Here is a 15,344-nt window from a genome sequence, read left to right as displayed (position 1 = left end):
TCCGCTAGATCAGGCGCGCGAGCGCGGCCAGCGCCGCCCCGCCCAGAATTGCACCTACAGCGGTACGCCATAGCCCGTCGCCAATCCGGCCCGAGGCGCGGTTGCCGAGCCAGTTGCCCAGCAGCACTGCGGGAAACAGTAGCACGGCAAGCGGCGGGAGGGACCAGTCGAGGACTCCCAAGACCGCTCCGCTGACCAAACCGGTGGTCGAGGCGCAGGTGAAGATCAGCAGCATCGAGGCCTTGGCCATCTCGCGCGGGATGGCGCGGCCGACGTAGTAGGGAACGACCGGCGGGCCCGGCATGCCGGCATAGCCCGTCATCAGCCCGCTCAAGATGCCCACACTCCCGGTGGTTGCTGGATGATGCTCCAGCGCCGCGCGTTGCGGCAGCAGGATCGCGCCGAAGGCCGACAAGGCAATGATGGCGATCGCCAGGCGCGCCACGTCGGGTGTGGTGATGCTCAATAGATACAGCCCCGCGGGCGTCGTCAGCACAACCAGCGCGATGATGATCCAGGCCGATCGCTCCGCCCCACGCACCAGCCGCCGGATCTCCGACAGGCCGACGAAGACCGAGAGGAAATTGGTCAGTAGCACGGCATGCACCGGCGACAGGGCGAGCGCGAGAATCGGCACCAGCAGGATAGCCATGCCGAAGCCGGTCAGGCCGCGCACGAAGGCCGAGCTGAAGGCGGCGGCCAGCACCGCCGCCAGTTGCCACGGCGCATAGGCCGCGAGCAGTTCCATCCCGCGCCGGCCTCCTATCGCAGGTCGGGCGGCGTGCCCGCGTCCTTGAGCATCGCGATCGCCTCGTCGAGGCTCATCACCTTCTGGTGCTGTTCGCCGAGCGTGCGGACCGCGACGGTGCCTTCCTCGGCCTCGCGCTTGCCGACCACCAGCAGGTGCGGGACCTTGGCGAGGCTGTGCTCGCGGACCTTGTAGTTGATCTTCTCGTTGCGCAGGTCGCTCTCGACACGGATGCCCGCCGCCTCGAGCTTGACGACCGCTTCCTTGGCGTAGTCGTCGGCATCCGAGACGATCGTCGCGACCACCGCCTGCACGGGAGCCAGCCACGCGGGCAGGCGACCGGCGAAATGCTCGATCAGGATCCCGATGAAGCGTTCGTAGCTGCCGAAGATGGCGCGGTGCAGCATGACCGGGCGGTGCTTCTCGCCATCCTCGCCGACATAGGTCGCGTCGAGGCGGTCGGGCAGCACACGATCGCCCTGGATCGTGCCGACTTGCCAGGTGCGGCCGATCGCGTCGGTCAGGTGCCATTCGAGCTTGGGCGCATAGAAGGCGCCTTCGCCCGGGAGTTCTTCCCAGCCGTATTCCTCGTTGTCCATGCCCGCTTCGGCGACCGCATCGCGCAGTTCCTGCTCGGCCTTGTCCCAGTCCGCCTCGCTGCCGAAACGCTTCTCGGGGCGCAGCGCGAGCTTGACGTGATAGGTGAAGCCGAAGTCCTTGTAGACGCTGTCGGCGAGCGCGCAGAACTTGCGCACCTCCTCGACCACCTGCGCCTCGGTGCAGAAGATATGTGCGTCGTCCTGCGTGAACTGGCGCACGCGCATGAGGCCGTGAAGCGCGCCATGCGGCTCGTTGCGGTGGCAGCAGCCCATTTCGCCCAGCCGGATCGGCAGGTCGCGATAGGAGGTGATGCCCTGCTTGAAGACGAGCACGTGCGCCGGACAGTTCATCGGCTTGATCGCCATCCAGTCGGCATCGTCGGCGACCCGGGGCGAAGCGGCCGTTTCCCCTTCGTCATCCACTTCGGGGACGATGTCGGGGACGGCGAACATGTTCTCGGCATATTTGCCCCAGTGGCCCGACTGGGTCCACTGGCGCACGTCCATCAGCTGCGGCGTCTTGATCTCGCGATAGCCGCCGCCGTCCATCTTGCGGCGCATATAGGCTTCGAGCTCGCGCCAGATGCGGTAGCCCTTGGGATGCCAGAAGACGCTGCCATGCGCCTCTTCCTGCAGGTGGAACAGATCCATCTCGCGGCCGAGCTTGCGATGGTCGCGCTTGGCCGCCTCCTCCAGCCGCGTAAGGTGGGCGTTGAGCTGCTTCTTGTTGAGCCAGCCCGTGCCGTAGATGCGCGTGAGCTGCGCGTTCTTCTGGTCGCCGCGCCAATAGGCCCCGGCGACGCGCATCAGCTTGAAGGCATCGGGATCGAGCTTGCCCGTGCTGGCGAGGTGCGGGCCGCGGCACATGTCGAGCCAGTCGTCCCCCGACCAGTAGACCGTCAGCTCCTCGTTCTCGGGCAGTTCCTTGGCCCATTCGGCCTTGAAGACCTCGCCCTCGGCCTCCCACTTGTCGATCAGCTGCTGGCGGCTCCAGACCTCGCGGCGGAGCGGCTTGTCCGCGCGAATGATTTCGCGCATCTTTTCCTCGATCGCGGGCAGATCGTCCATGCTGAAGGGATCGCGGCTCTCGGGCGCCTTCACGTCGTAATAGAAGCCGTCGTCGGTCGCCGGGCCGAAGGTGATCTGCGTGCCGGGCCACAGCGCCTGTACCGCTTCCGCGAGCACATGGGCGAAATCGTGGCGCGCGAGCTCGAGTGCGTCCTCCTCGTCGCGACCGGTGACCAGGGCAAGCTCGGCATCGCCCTCGAACGGGCGGTTGATGTCGCGCAATTCGCCATCGACCCGCGCGGCGATCGCGGCCTTGGCGAGGCCGGGGCCGATCGCAGCAGCCACATCGGCCGGCGTCGAACCCGCCTCCATTTCGCGCACCGAACCGTCGGGCAGGCTGATCTTGAGAAGTTCCGTCATCGTCTCTTACCGTTGCTTGGCGCGGCCATGGCACAGGAGCGCGCGCGCTTGAAGCGGCGTTTGGCGGAATTTCGCGATTTCGGGAGGAAACGCCCACCGCCCGAAACCGGGCGGCAGTGGATCGCTTATGCCGCGACCGACCGCCCCCGGTTGCCCGGAGTGGTGGTAGTCGTGGTTGTGATCCGCAGCTGCGTCATGCGGCGAGAGATAGCGCGGGAGGCAGGAATGCTCAACCCGCCTCGAGCTTGCGGCTCCCCGCCAGCGTGGTCATCCGCTTGGTCGCGACAACGCTCGCACCCTTCTCGCGCACGCTCGATAGGAAGCGATATTCGCTGCTCGCGCTTCCCGGGGTGAGCTCGACCGCCATATAGCCGCGACGCGAGGCATCCATCCACTGGAGCTGCGCATTGTTGGCCACCGTGTCGCGCGCGAAGACATCGGCGGGAATTTGCGGGAGATAGCCTTCCACCCCCGGGGAGGTGACCGACTGGCCGCCGAACTCGACGCCGACGGCCGTGCCCGCATGATCGAGGTCGAAGGCCCAGGCATTGTGCGTATCGCCCGCCAGGCTGATCAAGTTCGCATCGGCAGCGAGCGCGGCTTCGAACACGCGCGCCCGTGCGGCGGGATAGCCGTCCCAGGCATCCATGTTGAACGGCACGCCCTCCGCGCCGGCCATGGCGCCGGCGAGCACGCGCTGGCGGATGTAGTCGGGCGCATCCTTGGGCAGCGCGGCAGCGAGCGAGGGCGACGAGACGAGATTGCCCATCAGTACCTGCTGGACGAGCACCTGCCAGGTCTTGCCCGCACCCTTCGATGCCTTGAAGCCTTCGGCGAGCCACGCCTGCTGCCTGGCGCCGAGCAGTTCGCGCGCGGGATCGGCATAATCGCCCTCTCGAAAGGCCACCAGCGCCGCCTGCGCCTCTTCGGGCGAGCCGTTGGCCCCGCGGAGGATCTCGCCGAGGCTGAACTGCTTGGCGCGCGCGGTCAGGCGGGTCTCGAGACGATAGAGCGTCGCGAGATCGCCCACCTCGTAGGAGGCCCAAGGCTCGTCGGAGACGGGCATCCATTCACGATAGGCCTTCATCGCGGCCGCCTTGCGCGCCGACCATTCGCCTTCGGTGTCGGGCTGGTGGTTCTCTGCCCCGCCTTCCCACGAATCATTCGCGCTCTCGTGGTCGTCCCACACCGCGATCATCGGGAAGAGCTGGTGCAGGCGCCGCAGGTCGGGATCGCGGCGATAGGCGGCATAGCGAGCCCGGTAGTCGGCGAGCGCGACGAGCTCGTTCGAGGGCCACACGATGCGGCCCGCCGCGGTCTCGTCGGTCGAGGGGTAAGTGCCCGGCGCGTATTCGTAGAAATAGTCGCCCAGGTGCAGCGCGCAGTCGAAGCTGCCGTCCGCCGCCGCATGGGCGTAGGCGTTGAACCAGCCGAAACCAATGTTCGAGCACGAGAATACCGCCATGCGGAACTTGTCGGTCGCGCCCGCGGGCAGCGTCCTCGTCCGCCCGACGTCCGAATGCGATCCATCGGGCGCGGTGAAGCGATAATAATACCAGCGCCCCGGTTCGAGGCCTTCGGCCCAGGCCTTGCAGCACCAGCCGTGTTCGGCGCTCGCGGTCACAGAGCCGCCCGCCACGGCGCGCGCGAAATCGAGCGATTCGCTGACTTCAAGTTCGAGCCGCGTGTCCTGCCCGCCGACATACCGGGTCCACAGGAGCGCCCGATTCGCACCCGGTTCGCCGCTGGCGACGCCATGAGTGAAACCGCCGAGCGAAGCCTGCGCCGAAAGCGGCGCGCCCGCGACACCCAGACCGAGCAGCCCGCCCTTCAACAGGGTACGGCGGTCGACCACCGGAATCTTGGGCGATGCTGGGGGTTCGGTGGCGATCATCATCTGTCTCCTCACTCGCGCCATGCCTGCGCCCGATGACCGCGCGGTGACAAGGGAAAACGCATTTCGGAAAGCATGCGCGTCAAAATGGAAAGTTATCTTGACAATTCACGAATCGCATGACAAACACGCTTTACATCAAGAAAAGGACCATTGTCATGACCCAGATTCAGAAAGCCCTTGCCCTCGCTACCGCGATGATTGCGGTCGCCGTGCTGGCGGTCTTCGACATCATCCCCGAGCAGATCGCTCAGTTCGCGCCCTTCGCGCTGCTGGCGCTGTTTCCCTCGGCCTGGCTGGGCCGCAGCCGCTGCCGAACGAAGGAAGCCTGAGCCATGGCCGTCTGTTGGACCTCCGCCGCCAAGCGCTACACGCGCCGCCTCGCGGTGCTGATGACGGTCTACCTCATCCTGCTCTTCATCGCGGTGTGGCTCTTCCGTCACGACCAGGTCAGCGGCCCGCTGGCCTGGCCGCTGGCCATCGCCCCTGCGCTTCCGGTCATCGGCGTGTTCTGGGCGGTGATGCGGTTCATCGTCGAGGAGAAGGACGAGTTCATCCGCATGCTGATCGTCCGGCAATGCCTTGTCGCCACCGGCTTCTGCCTGACGGTCATGACCATCTGGGAATTCCTCCAGAACTTCGAACTCGTCGCGCAGGGGAATGGCGGCTTCGGCGCCGCCTTCTTCTGGTTCATGGGACTGGGTGTCGGGGCGATCTACAACAAGATCACCATGGGCACGGCGGGGACCCTGGCGTGAAGAACCGCCTCAAGGTCCTGCGCGCCGAACGCGACTGGAGCCAGCAGGATCTGGCTACAGCGCTCGAGGTTTCGCGCCAGAGCGTCAACGCCATCGAGACGGGCCGTTACGACCCCTCGCTGCCGCTGGCCTTCCGTATTGCCGATGTATTCGGCCTCGCGATCGAGGAGATTTTCCAGCGCGATTGACGATCTTGCCGTATCGTCATTGACACGAACCCTTCGATCCACGACCAAGCGCGTGGGTCGAAGGGGTTTTTCATGGAATACGACAATAACGGGCAGGGCGACGATTCCGCCTTTGCTTTCGAGGGCGACTGGCGCGAATTCGCGAAGATCGCTTTCCCTAATCTGCTGCTGACCGTGGTCACGCTGGGCATCTACCGGTTCTGGGCTACCGCGCGCGAACGGCGCTATCTGTGGTCGCGCACGCGGTTCGTCGACGAACACCTCGAATGGGCGGGCACCGGCATGGAGCTGTTTCTCGGCTTCGTGATGGTCATGATCCTGTTCGGCGTGCCCTATTTCGGGATGACCTTCATCGCACAGGCCCTGATCGCCCGCGGCTACGAGGCGCTCGGGGTGGCGCTCGGCTTCATTGCCCTCACCTCGATCTTCTACCTCGGCGGCGTGGCCCGCTTCAGGGCCTTGCGCTATCGCCTCTCGCGCACCCGCTGGCGGGGCATTCGCGGGGGTAGCGACAGCAACGGCTTCCTGTTCGGCCTGTCCTACATGTGGAAGACGATAGTCGGCACGCTGCCGCTCGGCCTCCTCATTCCGTGGTCGATGACCAGCCTGTGGAACGAGCGCTGGTCGAAGATGAGCTTCGGTCCGTTCGAATTCGAATCCGACGCCGAACCGGGCGAGGTCTTTGCCCGCTTCCTCCTGTTCTACCTCGCACCGTTCGTCTTCTTCGTGGGTGGGGTGGTCATGGCCGGAATGGGCACGCTCGCTGGCTACGGCATCGGCGGCGAGGACGGCATGGCGATCGGCGGAATCGCTGCAATCATCGGCCTGGTCCTGTTCTTCTATCTCGGCCTCGGACTCATCGCAGTGGCCTTCTACGCCAAGTTCTACCGCGTGGTGGTGGGCTCGACGCGCTGGCGCGACCTGCATTTCAGTTTCGAGGCATCGACGCGCGACTGGGTCAAGCTGCTGGTGGTCGATGCCGTGCTGGTGGTATTCACCTTCGGGATCGGACTGATCTTCCTTTCCTACCGCCACTGGAAGTTCTTCATGACGCATCTCGAGGCCGGCGGAGAAATCCTGCTCGACGAACTGACCCAGTCGGAAACCAGGACCGCCAAGCATGGCGAAGGCCTCCTCGACGCCTTCGACATGGGCGCGTTCTGAGCCGATGGAGGATGCTTTCCAGACCGAGGCGCAATGGTACGACGGGACCAATGCGCTGCGCCACGAAGGCAAGCTGACCTGGGACGGGCACGGTGGGTTCCGGCTCGCCGGCCCGACCTCGGAGCAGGCATTCGCCACCGAAGACCTTCGCTATGCCGAAACACGCCGCGGAAAGCTCGTCTACCGGCGCGAGAGCATCCCCGACTTCCGCTTGATCCTGCCCGACGACCTTCCTGCCGGGCTTGCTGCGCAGCTTCCGCGGAAGAGCGAATACGGCGCCTGGGTCGACAAGCTCGGCCTGGGCCGCGCCGCAGCGATTTTCGGGGCCGCCAGTGCGGCCGCGGTCGCGCTCTTCCTCACCGCTCCTGCCTGGCTCGGCCCGCGGATTCCGGAAAGCTGGGAGCGCAATATCGGCCATGCAATGATCGGCGATTTCGGCGGCCGGCTGTGCGAAACCCCCGCAGGCACCGCCGCTCTCGACAAGCTTGTCGCCAAGGTCGATCCCGGCAAGGTCAAGGTGCGCGCAGGCGTCGCCAACATGGGCATGATCAATGCCGTCGCCCTCCCCGGGGGGCAGGTGCTGCTGTTCGACGGCCTCGTCCAGCAGGCCGAAAGCCCCGAGGAACTGGCCGGGGTGCTCGGCCACGAGGTCGGCCATGTGCGCGAGCGCCACGTGATGACCGCGCTGCTGCGCCAATTCGGCCTCTCGATCCTGCTCGCCGGCACCGATTCTCGCGTGACCAATTCGGTGTTCGGCCTCGCCTCGATGGGCTATTCGCGCGAGGCCGAACGAGAGGCCGACGATTATGCCCGCGCGCGCATGGCCGAGAGCGACATCTCGCCGCTCGGTGCCGCAGGCTTCTTCGATCGCCTGGCCAAAGAGACGGGCGAGGACGAAGACACGCCGGCGCTGGTCGGCTGGATCGCCAGCCACCCGTCGTCGGCCGAACGCGCCAAGGCCTACCGTTCGTCGGCTCGCAAGGGGAAGACATATCCGCCGGTGCTGACCGAGGAGGAGTTCGCCGCGCTCAAGTCGATGTGCGAGGACGATCCCGACGTCGAGGAGTTCGATCTCTTCTGAGGGTTGCAATCCCGCGCTGCGCGGTGAACAGCGATGCGGCATGAGCGAAACCCGGTTCCACACCATGCCCGACGGGCGCCGCATTGCCTATCGCTACACGCCCGGCAGCGGGCCCACGTTGGTCTTCCTGCCCGGCTACATGTCCGACATGGCGGGGGGCAAGGCGACCGCGCTGTTCGCCTGGGCCGAGGAACGCAGGCAGGCCTGCCTGCTGCTCGACTATTCGGGCTGCGGCGAAAGCGCGGGCGATTTCGCCGACGGCACGCTCTCGCGATGGCGCGACGAGGTGCTCGCGCTGGTCGAGGCTGTCGTCGAAGGTCCGGTCGTGGTGATCGGCTCCTCGATGGGCGGCTGGCTGATGCTGCTCGCGGGGCTTGCGCTGGGTGGCCGGCTGGCGGGAATGGTCGGCATCGCCTCCGCGCCCGATTTCACCGAATGGGGCCGCTCGGAGGCCGACAAGGCCAAACTCTCTGCAGGCGAGACCGTTTTCGACGAGAACCCCTACGGTCCCGATCCCACCCCGATGCATCCCGGCTTCTTCGCTGATGGCCAGGCGCAGCTGCTGCTCGACCGTGAGATCGCGATCCACGCGCCCGTACGGCTGATCCACGGCCAGCGCGACGCCGACGTGCCGTGGGAGATCAGCCTGCGCCTCGCCGCATCGCTGCGTTCGGACGATGTACAGGTCACGCTGGTAAAAGACGGCGACCATCGCCTGTCGCGCGAGCAGGATATCGCCCTGCTGCTGCGCACGATCGACGCGCTTTCGAAAGGCCCCGCATGATCACCTCCGCTCTCGCCCTGCTCCTGATGCAGGTCGGCCCCGGCACCACCACCAGCGACTTCCCCGACCTGCCCGACGAACTGCGCGAGCGCGTCAGGGAAGAGCAAGCGAAGCCGCCGACGACCACCGCCGGGACCTCGGGCGGCAAGCTGGCCGAATGCGTCACGCTCGCCACCGAGGACGCCGAGGCCGCGAGCGACATGGCGCAGACCTGGCGCGAGACCGCGGCCAACCAGCTCGAACTGGCGCAGTCCGCGCATTGCCTAGGCCTCGCGCTCGTCCGGCTCGAGGATTTCGCCGAAGCACAGCGCGCATTCGACCTTGCCGCCGACGAAGTGCCCGAAGGCGCGCCCGCCTATCAGGCGCGGCTCGCGGCGATGGCAGGCAATGCCGCGATGGCGCAGGACAAGCCCGCAATCGCGGAGATCGCCTTCGCTCGCTCGATCGGCTTTGCCACCCAGGCCGAAGATGGCCCGCTGATGGCCAGCGTCGCGGTCGATCGCGCGCGCGCACTCGTCGCGCTGGGTCGCAACGAGGAAGCCGTCGAAGCGCTGGCGAGCGCGCGTGGCAACGATCCCGCCAATTCCCGCGCCTGGCTGCTCTCGGCAACGCTTTCGCGGCGCCTCGAACGGCTGGGCGAGGCGCGCGAACAGATCGCCCAGGCCGCGCTGCTCGCGCCGCAGGATCCGGCCATCGGGCTTGAGGCAGGCGTGATTGCCGCGCTGGCCGGCCGCGAGGACGAGGCGCGCCGCAGCTTCGAATCGGTGCTGCAGGTCGCCCCGCAGAGCCAAGAGGCAACGCGCGCACGCGCCTATCTCGAGCAGCTCGAACAGTGACCGCCTATTCGGTCCTCGACCTCGTCCCCGTTCGCGATGGAGGCACGGTGGGCGAGGCACTCGATGCCGCGACGCAGCTGGCCAAGACGGCCGAAGACGTGGGATGCAAGCGCTTCTGGGTCGCCGAGCACCACGCCATGGCCGGGATCGCGGGCGGCGCGACCTCGGTCGTGCTCGCGCATATCGGCAACGCCACATCCACCATCCGCATCGGGTCGGGCGGGATCATGTTGCCGAACCACACGCCGTTCCAGATCGCCGAGCAGTTCGGCACGCTCGACGCGCTGTTTCCGGGCCGTGTCGACCTCGGCCTCGGACGGGCGCCCGGGGCCGGGCCGGAACTGCAACGCGCGCTGCGCAAGGACCTCCACCGCGCGGCGGAGATGTTCCCGCAGGACGTGGTCGAGCTGATGGCGCTGATGGCGGGCGAGACCGCCATCCACCCCACCCCCGGCCTCGGCGCACGCCCCGAATTCTGGATGCTCGGCTCGAGCCTGTTCGGCGCGCAGCTCGCCGCGAAGCTCGGCCTGCCCTATGCCTTCGCGAGCCATTTCGCGCCCGATCACCTCGATTCCGCGCTCGCAGTCTATCGCCGCGATTTCCAGCCGTCGGAGGCGTTCGAGAAACCGCATGTCATGGTCGCGATGAACCTCTTCGTGTCCGATACCGAGGAGGAGGCGGAGTATCTCGCCTCGTCGCAACTGCAGGCCTTCGTGGCGTTGCGCACGGGCACGCCGGGCAAGCTGCCGCCGCCCGTGCGCGGGTATCGCGAGAGCCTGCCCGCTCCGACGCAGGCCATGCTCGCGCATATCGGCCAGGCGAGCGCGATCGGCACACCCGGGCAGGCCGCCGAGGCGGTGCGCGCCTTCGTTTCGCGCACCGGCGCGGACGAGGTGATCTTCGGCGGCAGCATGTTCGATCCGCAGGCACGCTGCCGATCGCTGCGCCTGGCGATGGAGACGCTGACCGGCTGAGCATGCCGTAGCGGCATCGCTTCCCTCATCTTGCGCATACGATTGCGAAATTGCGCGCGCAGCACCTTGCGAGCTTGTGCCAAGGGGCCTAGGCGCGGCTCATAGGTCGTAGCGCAAAACGACTCGGATATTTCGCGGCGCCGAAATGATCATGCGCCGCCAGGAGAGAGGCCCCTCATGGGTTCGACAACTGCCGCACTTCCCAAGAAGCTCCAGAATGCCATCACCGACCGCATGCGGCTCTCGCTGCTGAGCGGCGATACGCCCTTCGACAAGGCGCAGCTCGGCGATGCTGCCGAATTCGTCGGCCAGCTGGCGGTTCAGCGCACTCCCGGTCGCTCGGCGATGGCGATCGAGAGTGTCAGCGACGAACGCCGCATGACACGCATCGCGATCATCAACGACGACATGCCCTTCCTGGTCGATTCGGTGGCCGCAACGATCGCGGCGCTTGGCCTGTCGATCGACCGGCTCGTCCACCCGGTCATCCCCGTCGAACGCGATGACAAAGGCGTGCTGAAAGCCATTCCCGATGGCGATCCCGAAGACGCTTTCTGGGAATCGATGATCTACATCGAGGCCGCGCGCGTCGATGCCAAGACTCGTCGGCAGCTGCAGGAGACGCTCAAGACCACGCTCGCCGACGTCCGCGCGGCGGTGGCTGATTGGCCCCGCCTGCAGGAGGCCATGGCCGAGGATGCCAAACGCATCGCTGCAGTAGATGGCGAGGGTGCCGAACTGCTCGACTGGCTCAATTCGGGCATGCTGACCCAGCTCGGCCATGTCACCCGCTTTCGCGACGGGCGTCAGGAGGACGAGCTCGGCATCTGCCGCCAGAGCGCGCAGGAACTGCTCGCCGAAAGCTCATACGAGCGTGCCTTTGCCTGGTTCGAGCAGGGCGACGACCCGCGTCGCCCGCTGATCATCAAGGCCAACCATCTCAGCAACGTGCATCGCCGCGTCCCGCTCGACCTTCTCATTGTCCCGGTCGAGGACGTCGGCAAGACGGTCGCTCTCTCGGTCCATGCCGGCGTCTGGACCAGCGCCGCGCTCTCCGCGCCACCGCGCAACGTGCCGCGCCTGCGCCGCCAGCTCGATGCGCTGCGCACGCGCCACGGCTTCGACGATACAGGCCATGCCGGCAAGGCACTGGTCCACGCGCTGACCACGCTGCCGCACGATTTGCTGATCGGCTTCTCGGAGGACGACGTCGAGCGCGTCGCGACGACCATGATGAGCCTGGTCGACCGCCCGCGCCCGCGCCTCGCGTTGATCGAGGCACCGCTCGCCCGCCACCTCTTCGCCTTCGTCTGGTTGCCGCGCGACATGGTCGCGACGCAGGTCCGGCTCGAGATCCAGGCCCTGCTCGAAGAGGCCGCCTCGGCACGGCTGCTCGACTGGAGCCTCGAGGTCGAGGGCGGCAACCTGGCCACTTTGCGCTTCGTCTTCGACATTCGCGACGGCGACAAGGCGCCCGACGAGGACGCGCTCGAGGAACAGATGCAGACGCTCCTGCGCGGTTGGAGCGAAGCGGTCGAAGCCGAACTCGGCGCCCTCGAAGAAGGCTCGCGCGCAGCCGGTCTCGCCATGCGCTTCGCCGAACATTTCCCGACCGCCTTCCGAGGTCGTTTCGGCCCGCGCGAGGCGGCCTACGACATTTCACGCCTGCACGAACTCGGCGCCAGCCTCGAAAACGAGGAAGTGGTGCGCGGGGCGCGGATGTATTTCTGCGAGCGCGAGGTTCCCGGCTGCCTGCGCCTCAAGCTCTACCAGTCCGAAGGGAGCCTGCCACTATCGGAGGGCGTGCCCGCGCTCGAAGACTTCGGCTTCTACGTCCGTTCGGAAATGCCGACAGTGCTCGACGATGGCCGGCTGGGGACGATCCACGACTTCCTGCTCGACCTGAAGCCCGGTGCCGATCCCAAGACGCTCATCGACCGGTCGGAAGGAATCGAAGAAGCAATCGCCGCCGTGCTCAATGGGGAGGCGGAGAACGATCCCTTCAACCGATTGGTGCCCGAGGCCGGCCTGGCCGCGCGCGAGGCCAATTGGCTGCGCGCCTTTTACCGCTACCTGCGCCAAGCAGGGATGGGCTTCACCATCTACACCGTGGTCGACGCGCTCGCCGCCGCACCGGACGTGACGCGCGCGCTGGTCGCGCTCTTCACCGCGCGCCACGACCCGCATTTCGGCAACGGCCGCGACAAGGCAGTCGAAGAGGCGCGCACGGCGATCAAGCGCGGGCTAGCCAAGGTCAAGGCGATCAACGATGACCGGCTGCTGCGGCTCTACAATTCGCTGATCGACGCGATCCTGCGCACCAACGCCTTCGCCCCTGCCTCGGCCGAAGCGCTCGCCTTCAAGATCGATTCGGCCAAGGTACCCAACCTGCCCAAGCCGGTCCCCTATCGCGAGATCTTCGTCTATTCGCGCCGGGTCGAGGGCATCCACCTGCGCAGCGGCCCGGTCGCACGCGGCGGGTTGCGCTGGTCAGACCGGCGCGACGACTTCCGCACCGAAATCCTCGGCCTGATGAAGGCGCAGAGGGTCAAGAACGCAGTGATCGTTCCGACCGGCGCCAAGGGCGGATTCTATCCCAAGCAGCTGCCCAATCCCGCCATCGACCGCGAAGGCTGGGCTGCCGAAGGGCGCGCCAGCTACGAGATCTTCATTCGCACGCTGCTGTCGGTCACCGACAACATCGTCGACGACAAGGTTGTCCATCCTAGCGAGGTCGTCATCACCGACGGCGAAGACCCCTATTTCGTGGTCGCCGCCGACAAGGGTACTGCCACCTTCTCCGATGTCGCCAATGCGATCGCCGAATCGAAGGACTTCTGGCTCGACGATGCCTTCGCCAGCGGCGGCTCGAAGGGCTACGACCACAAGGCCATGGGCATCACCGCGAAGGGTGCCTGGGTCAGCGTCCAGCGCCATTTCCTCGAAATGGGCACCGACGTGCAGAGCGAAAGCGTCGAAGTCGTCGGCTGCGGCGACATGTCGGGCGACGTCTTCGGCAACGGCATGTTGCTGTCGCAGGCGATCAAGCTTGTCGCGGCCTTCGACCATCGCCACATCTTCCTCGATCCCGATCCCGATCCGGCGTCGAGCTGGAAGGAACGCAAGCGCCTGTTCGAGCTCCCGCGATCGAGTTGGGAAGACTATGACAGCACGCTGATCTCCAAGGGCGGCGGCGTGTTCCCGCGCGACGCCAAGAGCATCAAGCTGTCGAAACCGATGCAGGCCAAGCTGGGTATTGAACAGCGCGAAATCGAACCCGAGGCGCTGATCTCGGCGATCCTCCGCGCGCCGGTCGACCTCATCTGGTTCGGCGGCATCGGTACCTATGTGAAGGCGGCGCACGAGAACAACGTCCAGGTCGGCGATCCGGCCAACGACGCGCTACGGGTCGATGCGCGCGAACTGCGCGCCAAGGTCATCGGCGAGGGCGCCAATCTCGGCATCACCCAGGCGGGTCGCATCGAATTCGCCCAGTCCGGCGGGCGCTCGAATACCGATTTCATCGACAATTCGGCCGGGGTCGACTGCTCGGACAACGAGGTCAACATCAAGATCGCGCTGGCCGCGGCCAAGCGCGCCGGCAAGCTGAGCGAGCCCAAGCGCGTCGCGCTGCTCGAGTCGATGACCGACGAAGTCGGCCGGATCGTGCTCGAGGACAACCGCCTGCAGGCGCTCGCGCTCTCGATCGCCGAGGTCGGCGGGGCACGAGCGATGGCTTCACAGCGCCACATCATCGAGACGCTCGAAGCGGGCGGCAATCTCGATCGCCGGACCGAAGGGCTCGCCGACGACCAGACACTTCAGCGCCGCGCCGCCGACGGACTGGGCCTGACCCGGCCCGAACTGGCGGTGCTGCTGTCCTCGTCGAAGTTGGTGCTGCAGGATGCGATCGAACGCGGCACGCTCGCCGACGATGCGCTGCTCGAGGCCACGCTGTTCGCGGCCTTTCCCGAACCGATGCGCAAGAAGTTCAAGACGCAGATCGAAGGCCACCAGCTGCGCCGCGAGATCATCGCGACCAAGCTTGCCAACCGCATCGTCAACCGCCTCGGCATGGTCCATCCCTTCGAACTCGCCGAAGAGGAAGGCGTCGAACTGATCCAGGTCGCCGCCGCATTCGTCGCGGCCGAGGAGCTGTTCGACCTGCCCGCGCTGTGGGCGTCGATTGATGCCAGCCCCATGCCCGAGAATGCCCGGCTGATGCTGTTCGACCGGATTGCCGCGGCGGCCGGCAATCTCATGTCCGACGTGCTGCGCACCTCTTCGGGCAGCGTCGACCCAAGCGCGCTGGTTGCCGAGATCGGCAAGGGCGCGGCCCAGCTGTCCGACGCGACCGGCGAACTCCTGAGCTCCGAGTCGCGCCAGCAGTCCGATCGCCTGCGCGAACAGCTTGTGTCTGCCGGCGCGCCTGCCCCGCTCGCCGCTCGAGTGGCGCATCTCTACGATCTCGACGGCGCCGTGGGCCTCGCCAAACTCGCCAGCGAATCCGGCATTGCGGCGCGCAACCTGGCCGCCGCCTTCACCGATGTCGGTCGCCGGCTGGGGCTCGACTGGGCGCAGTCGACCGCGGCGCTGATGAGCCCGTCGGATGTCTGGGAGCGGCTGCTCGTCTCGGGCCTCGCCCGCGACTTCCAGCAGATGCGGCTCGAGCTGTTGCGGCGCCTCGCGCGGCGCAAGGATGCCAAGAAGGACATGTCAGCCATCGTCGCCAAATGGGCCGAGGAGCAGGAGGTCGCGGTACGCGGCTTCCGCTCGATGGTCTCACGAGCGCAGGGCCAGTCGCCGGTTGCCCCGGCGATGTTGGCGCAGGTCGCGAGCATGGCGCGCAACCTGCTGTCGCGCTAGCGCCGCGCTCGCACTGTGCTTGAC

12 protein-coding genes are annotated in these 15,344 nt (G+C 66.8%); 9 read left to right on the top strand and 3 right to left on the bottom strand.

Features of this window, described 5'->3' with window-relative positions; genetic code table 11:
• Window positions 1-4 precede the first annotated feature (4 nt).
• The 3 genes from K3181_RS08000 to K3181_RS07990 all read right to left on the bottom strand — a co-directional run bounded on the left by K3181_RS08000 (window position 5) and on the right by K3181_RS07990 (window position 4,669).
• Window positions 5-748 (bottom strand): sulfite exporter TauE/SafE family protein, encoded by a 744-nt coding sequence (locus tag K3181_RS08000; RefSeq protein WP_221602469.1) that lies wholly within the window; start codon window positions 746-748, stop codon window positions 5-7.
• Window positions 749-762: 14 nt separating this feature from the next.
• Complete coding sequence (gene thrS, locus K3181_RS07995; RefSeq protein ID WP_221602468.1) at window positions 763-2,775, bottom strand: threonine--tRNA ligase; 2,013 nt, start codon at window positions 2,773-2,775, stop codon at window positions 763-765.
• Between the two features lie 229 nt (window positions 2,776-3,004).
• Window positions 3,005-4,669 (bottom strand): alkaline phosphatase D family protein, encoded by a 1,665-nt coding sequence (locus tag K3181_RS07990; protein ID WP_221602467.1) that lies wholly within the window; start codon window positions 4,667-4,669, stop codon window positions 3,005-3,007.
• A 158-nt stretch (window positions 4,670-4,827) separates the two neighbouring features.
• Here K3181_RS07990 and K3181_RS07985 point away from each other — a divergent pair, with 158 nt between their 5' ends.
• The 9 genes from K3181_RS07985 (at window position 4,828) to K3181_RS07945 (ending at window position 15,320) form a co-directional block, all read left to right on the top strand.
• A complete protein-coding gene (locus tag K3181_RS07985; protein ID WP_221602466.1) occupies window positions 4,828-5,001 on the top strand; it encodes a hypothetical protein in 174 nt (57 codons plus the stop codon).
• A gap of 3 nt (window positions 5,002-5,004) precedes the next feature.
• Complete coding sequence (locus K3181_RS07980; RefSeq protein WP_221602465.1) at window positions 5,005-5,427, top strand: hypothetical protein; 423 nt, start codon at window positions 5,005-5,007, stop codon at window positions 5,425-5,427.
• Window positions 5,424-5,615, top strand: coding sequence for a helix-turn-helix transcriptional regulator (locus K3181_RS07975; RefSeq protein WP_221602462.1), 192 nt, complete (start codon window positions 5,424-5,426; stop codon window positions 5,613-5,615). The genes K3181_RS07980 and K3181_RS07975 overlap by 4 nt, the downstream gene beginning before the upstream one ends.
• 72 nt (window positions 5,616-5,687) lie before the next feature.
• Window positions 5,688-6,779: a YjgN family protein gene (locus K3181_RS07970; RefSeq protein WP_221602461.1), complete on the top strand. Its 1,092-nt coding sequence runs from the start codon at window positions 5,688-5,690 to the stop codon at window positions 6,777-6,779.
• A complete protein-coding gene (locus K3181_RS07965) occupies window positions 6,736-7,860 on the top strand; it encodes a M48 family metallopeptidase (protein ID WP_221602460.1) in 1,125 nt (374 codons plus the stop codon). Before K3181_RS07970 ends, K3181_RS07965 begins: the two co-directional genes overlap by 44 nt.
• Window positions 7,861-7,900: 40 nt before the next feature.
• Window positions 7,901-8,644: an alpha/beta fold hydrolase gene (locus K3181_RS07960; protein ID WP_221602459.1), complete on the top strand. Its 744-nt coding sequence runs from the start codon at window positions 7,901-7,903 to the stop codon at window positions 8,642-8,644.
• Complete coding sequence (locus K3181_RS07955; protein ID WP_221602458.1) at window positions 8,641-9,480, top strand: tetratricopeptide repeat protein; 840 nt, start codon at window positions 8,641-8,643, stop codon at window positions 9,478-9,480. Before K3181_RS07960 ends, K3181_RS07955 begins: the two co-directional genes overlap by 4 nt.
• Entirely contained in the window at window positions 9,477-10,454 is a 978-nt protein-coding gene (locus K3181_RS07950) for an LLM class flavin-dependent oxidoreductase (protein WP_221602457.1), read from the top strand. Before K3181_RS07955 ends, K3181_RS07950 begins: the two co-directional genes overlap by 4 nt.
• A 177-nt stretch (window positions 10,455-10,631) precedes the next feature.
• Complete coding sequence (locus K3181_RS07945; protein WP_221602456.1) at window positions 10,632-15,320, top strand: NAD-glutamate dehydrogenase; 4,689 nt, start codon at window positions 10,632-10,634, stop codon at window positions 15,318-15,320.
• Window positions 15,321-15,344: the final 24 nt, after the last annotated feature.

Origin of the sequence: Qipengyuania mesophila (genome assembly GCF_019711655.1) — a bacterium.
Lineage (GTDB): Bacteria > Pseudomonadota > Alphaproteobacteria > Sphingomonadales > Sphingomonadaceae > Qipengyuania > Qipengyuania mesophila.
Note: the sequence above shows the minus strand (reverse complement) of the source record. Positions and strands in the feature narration are given on the sequence as shown.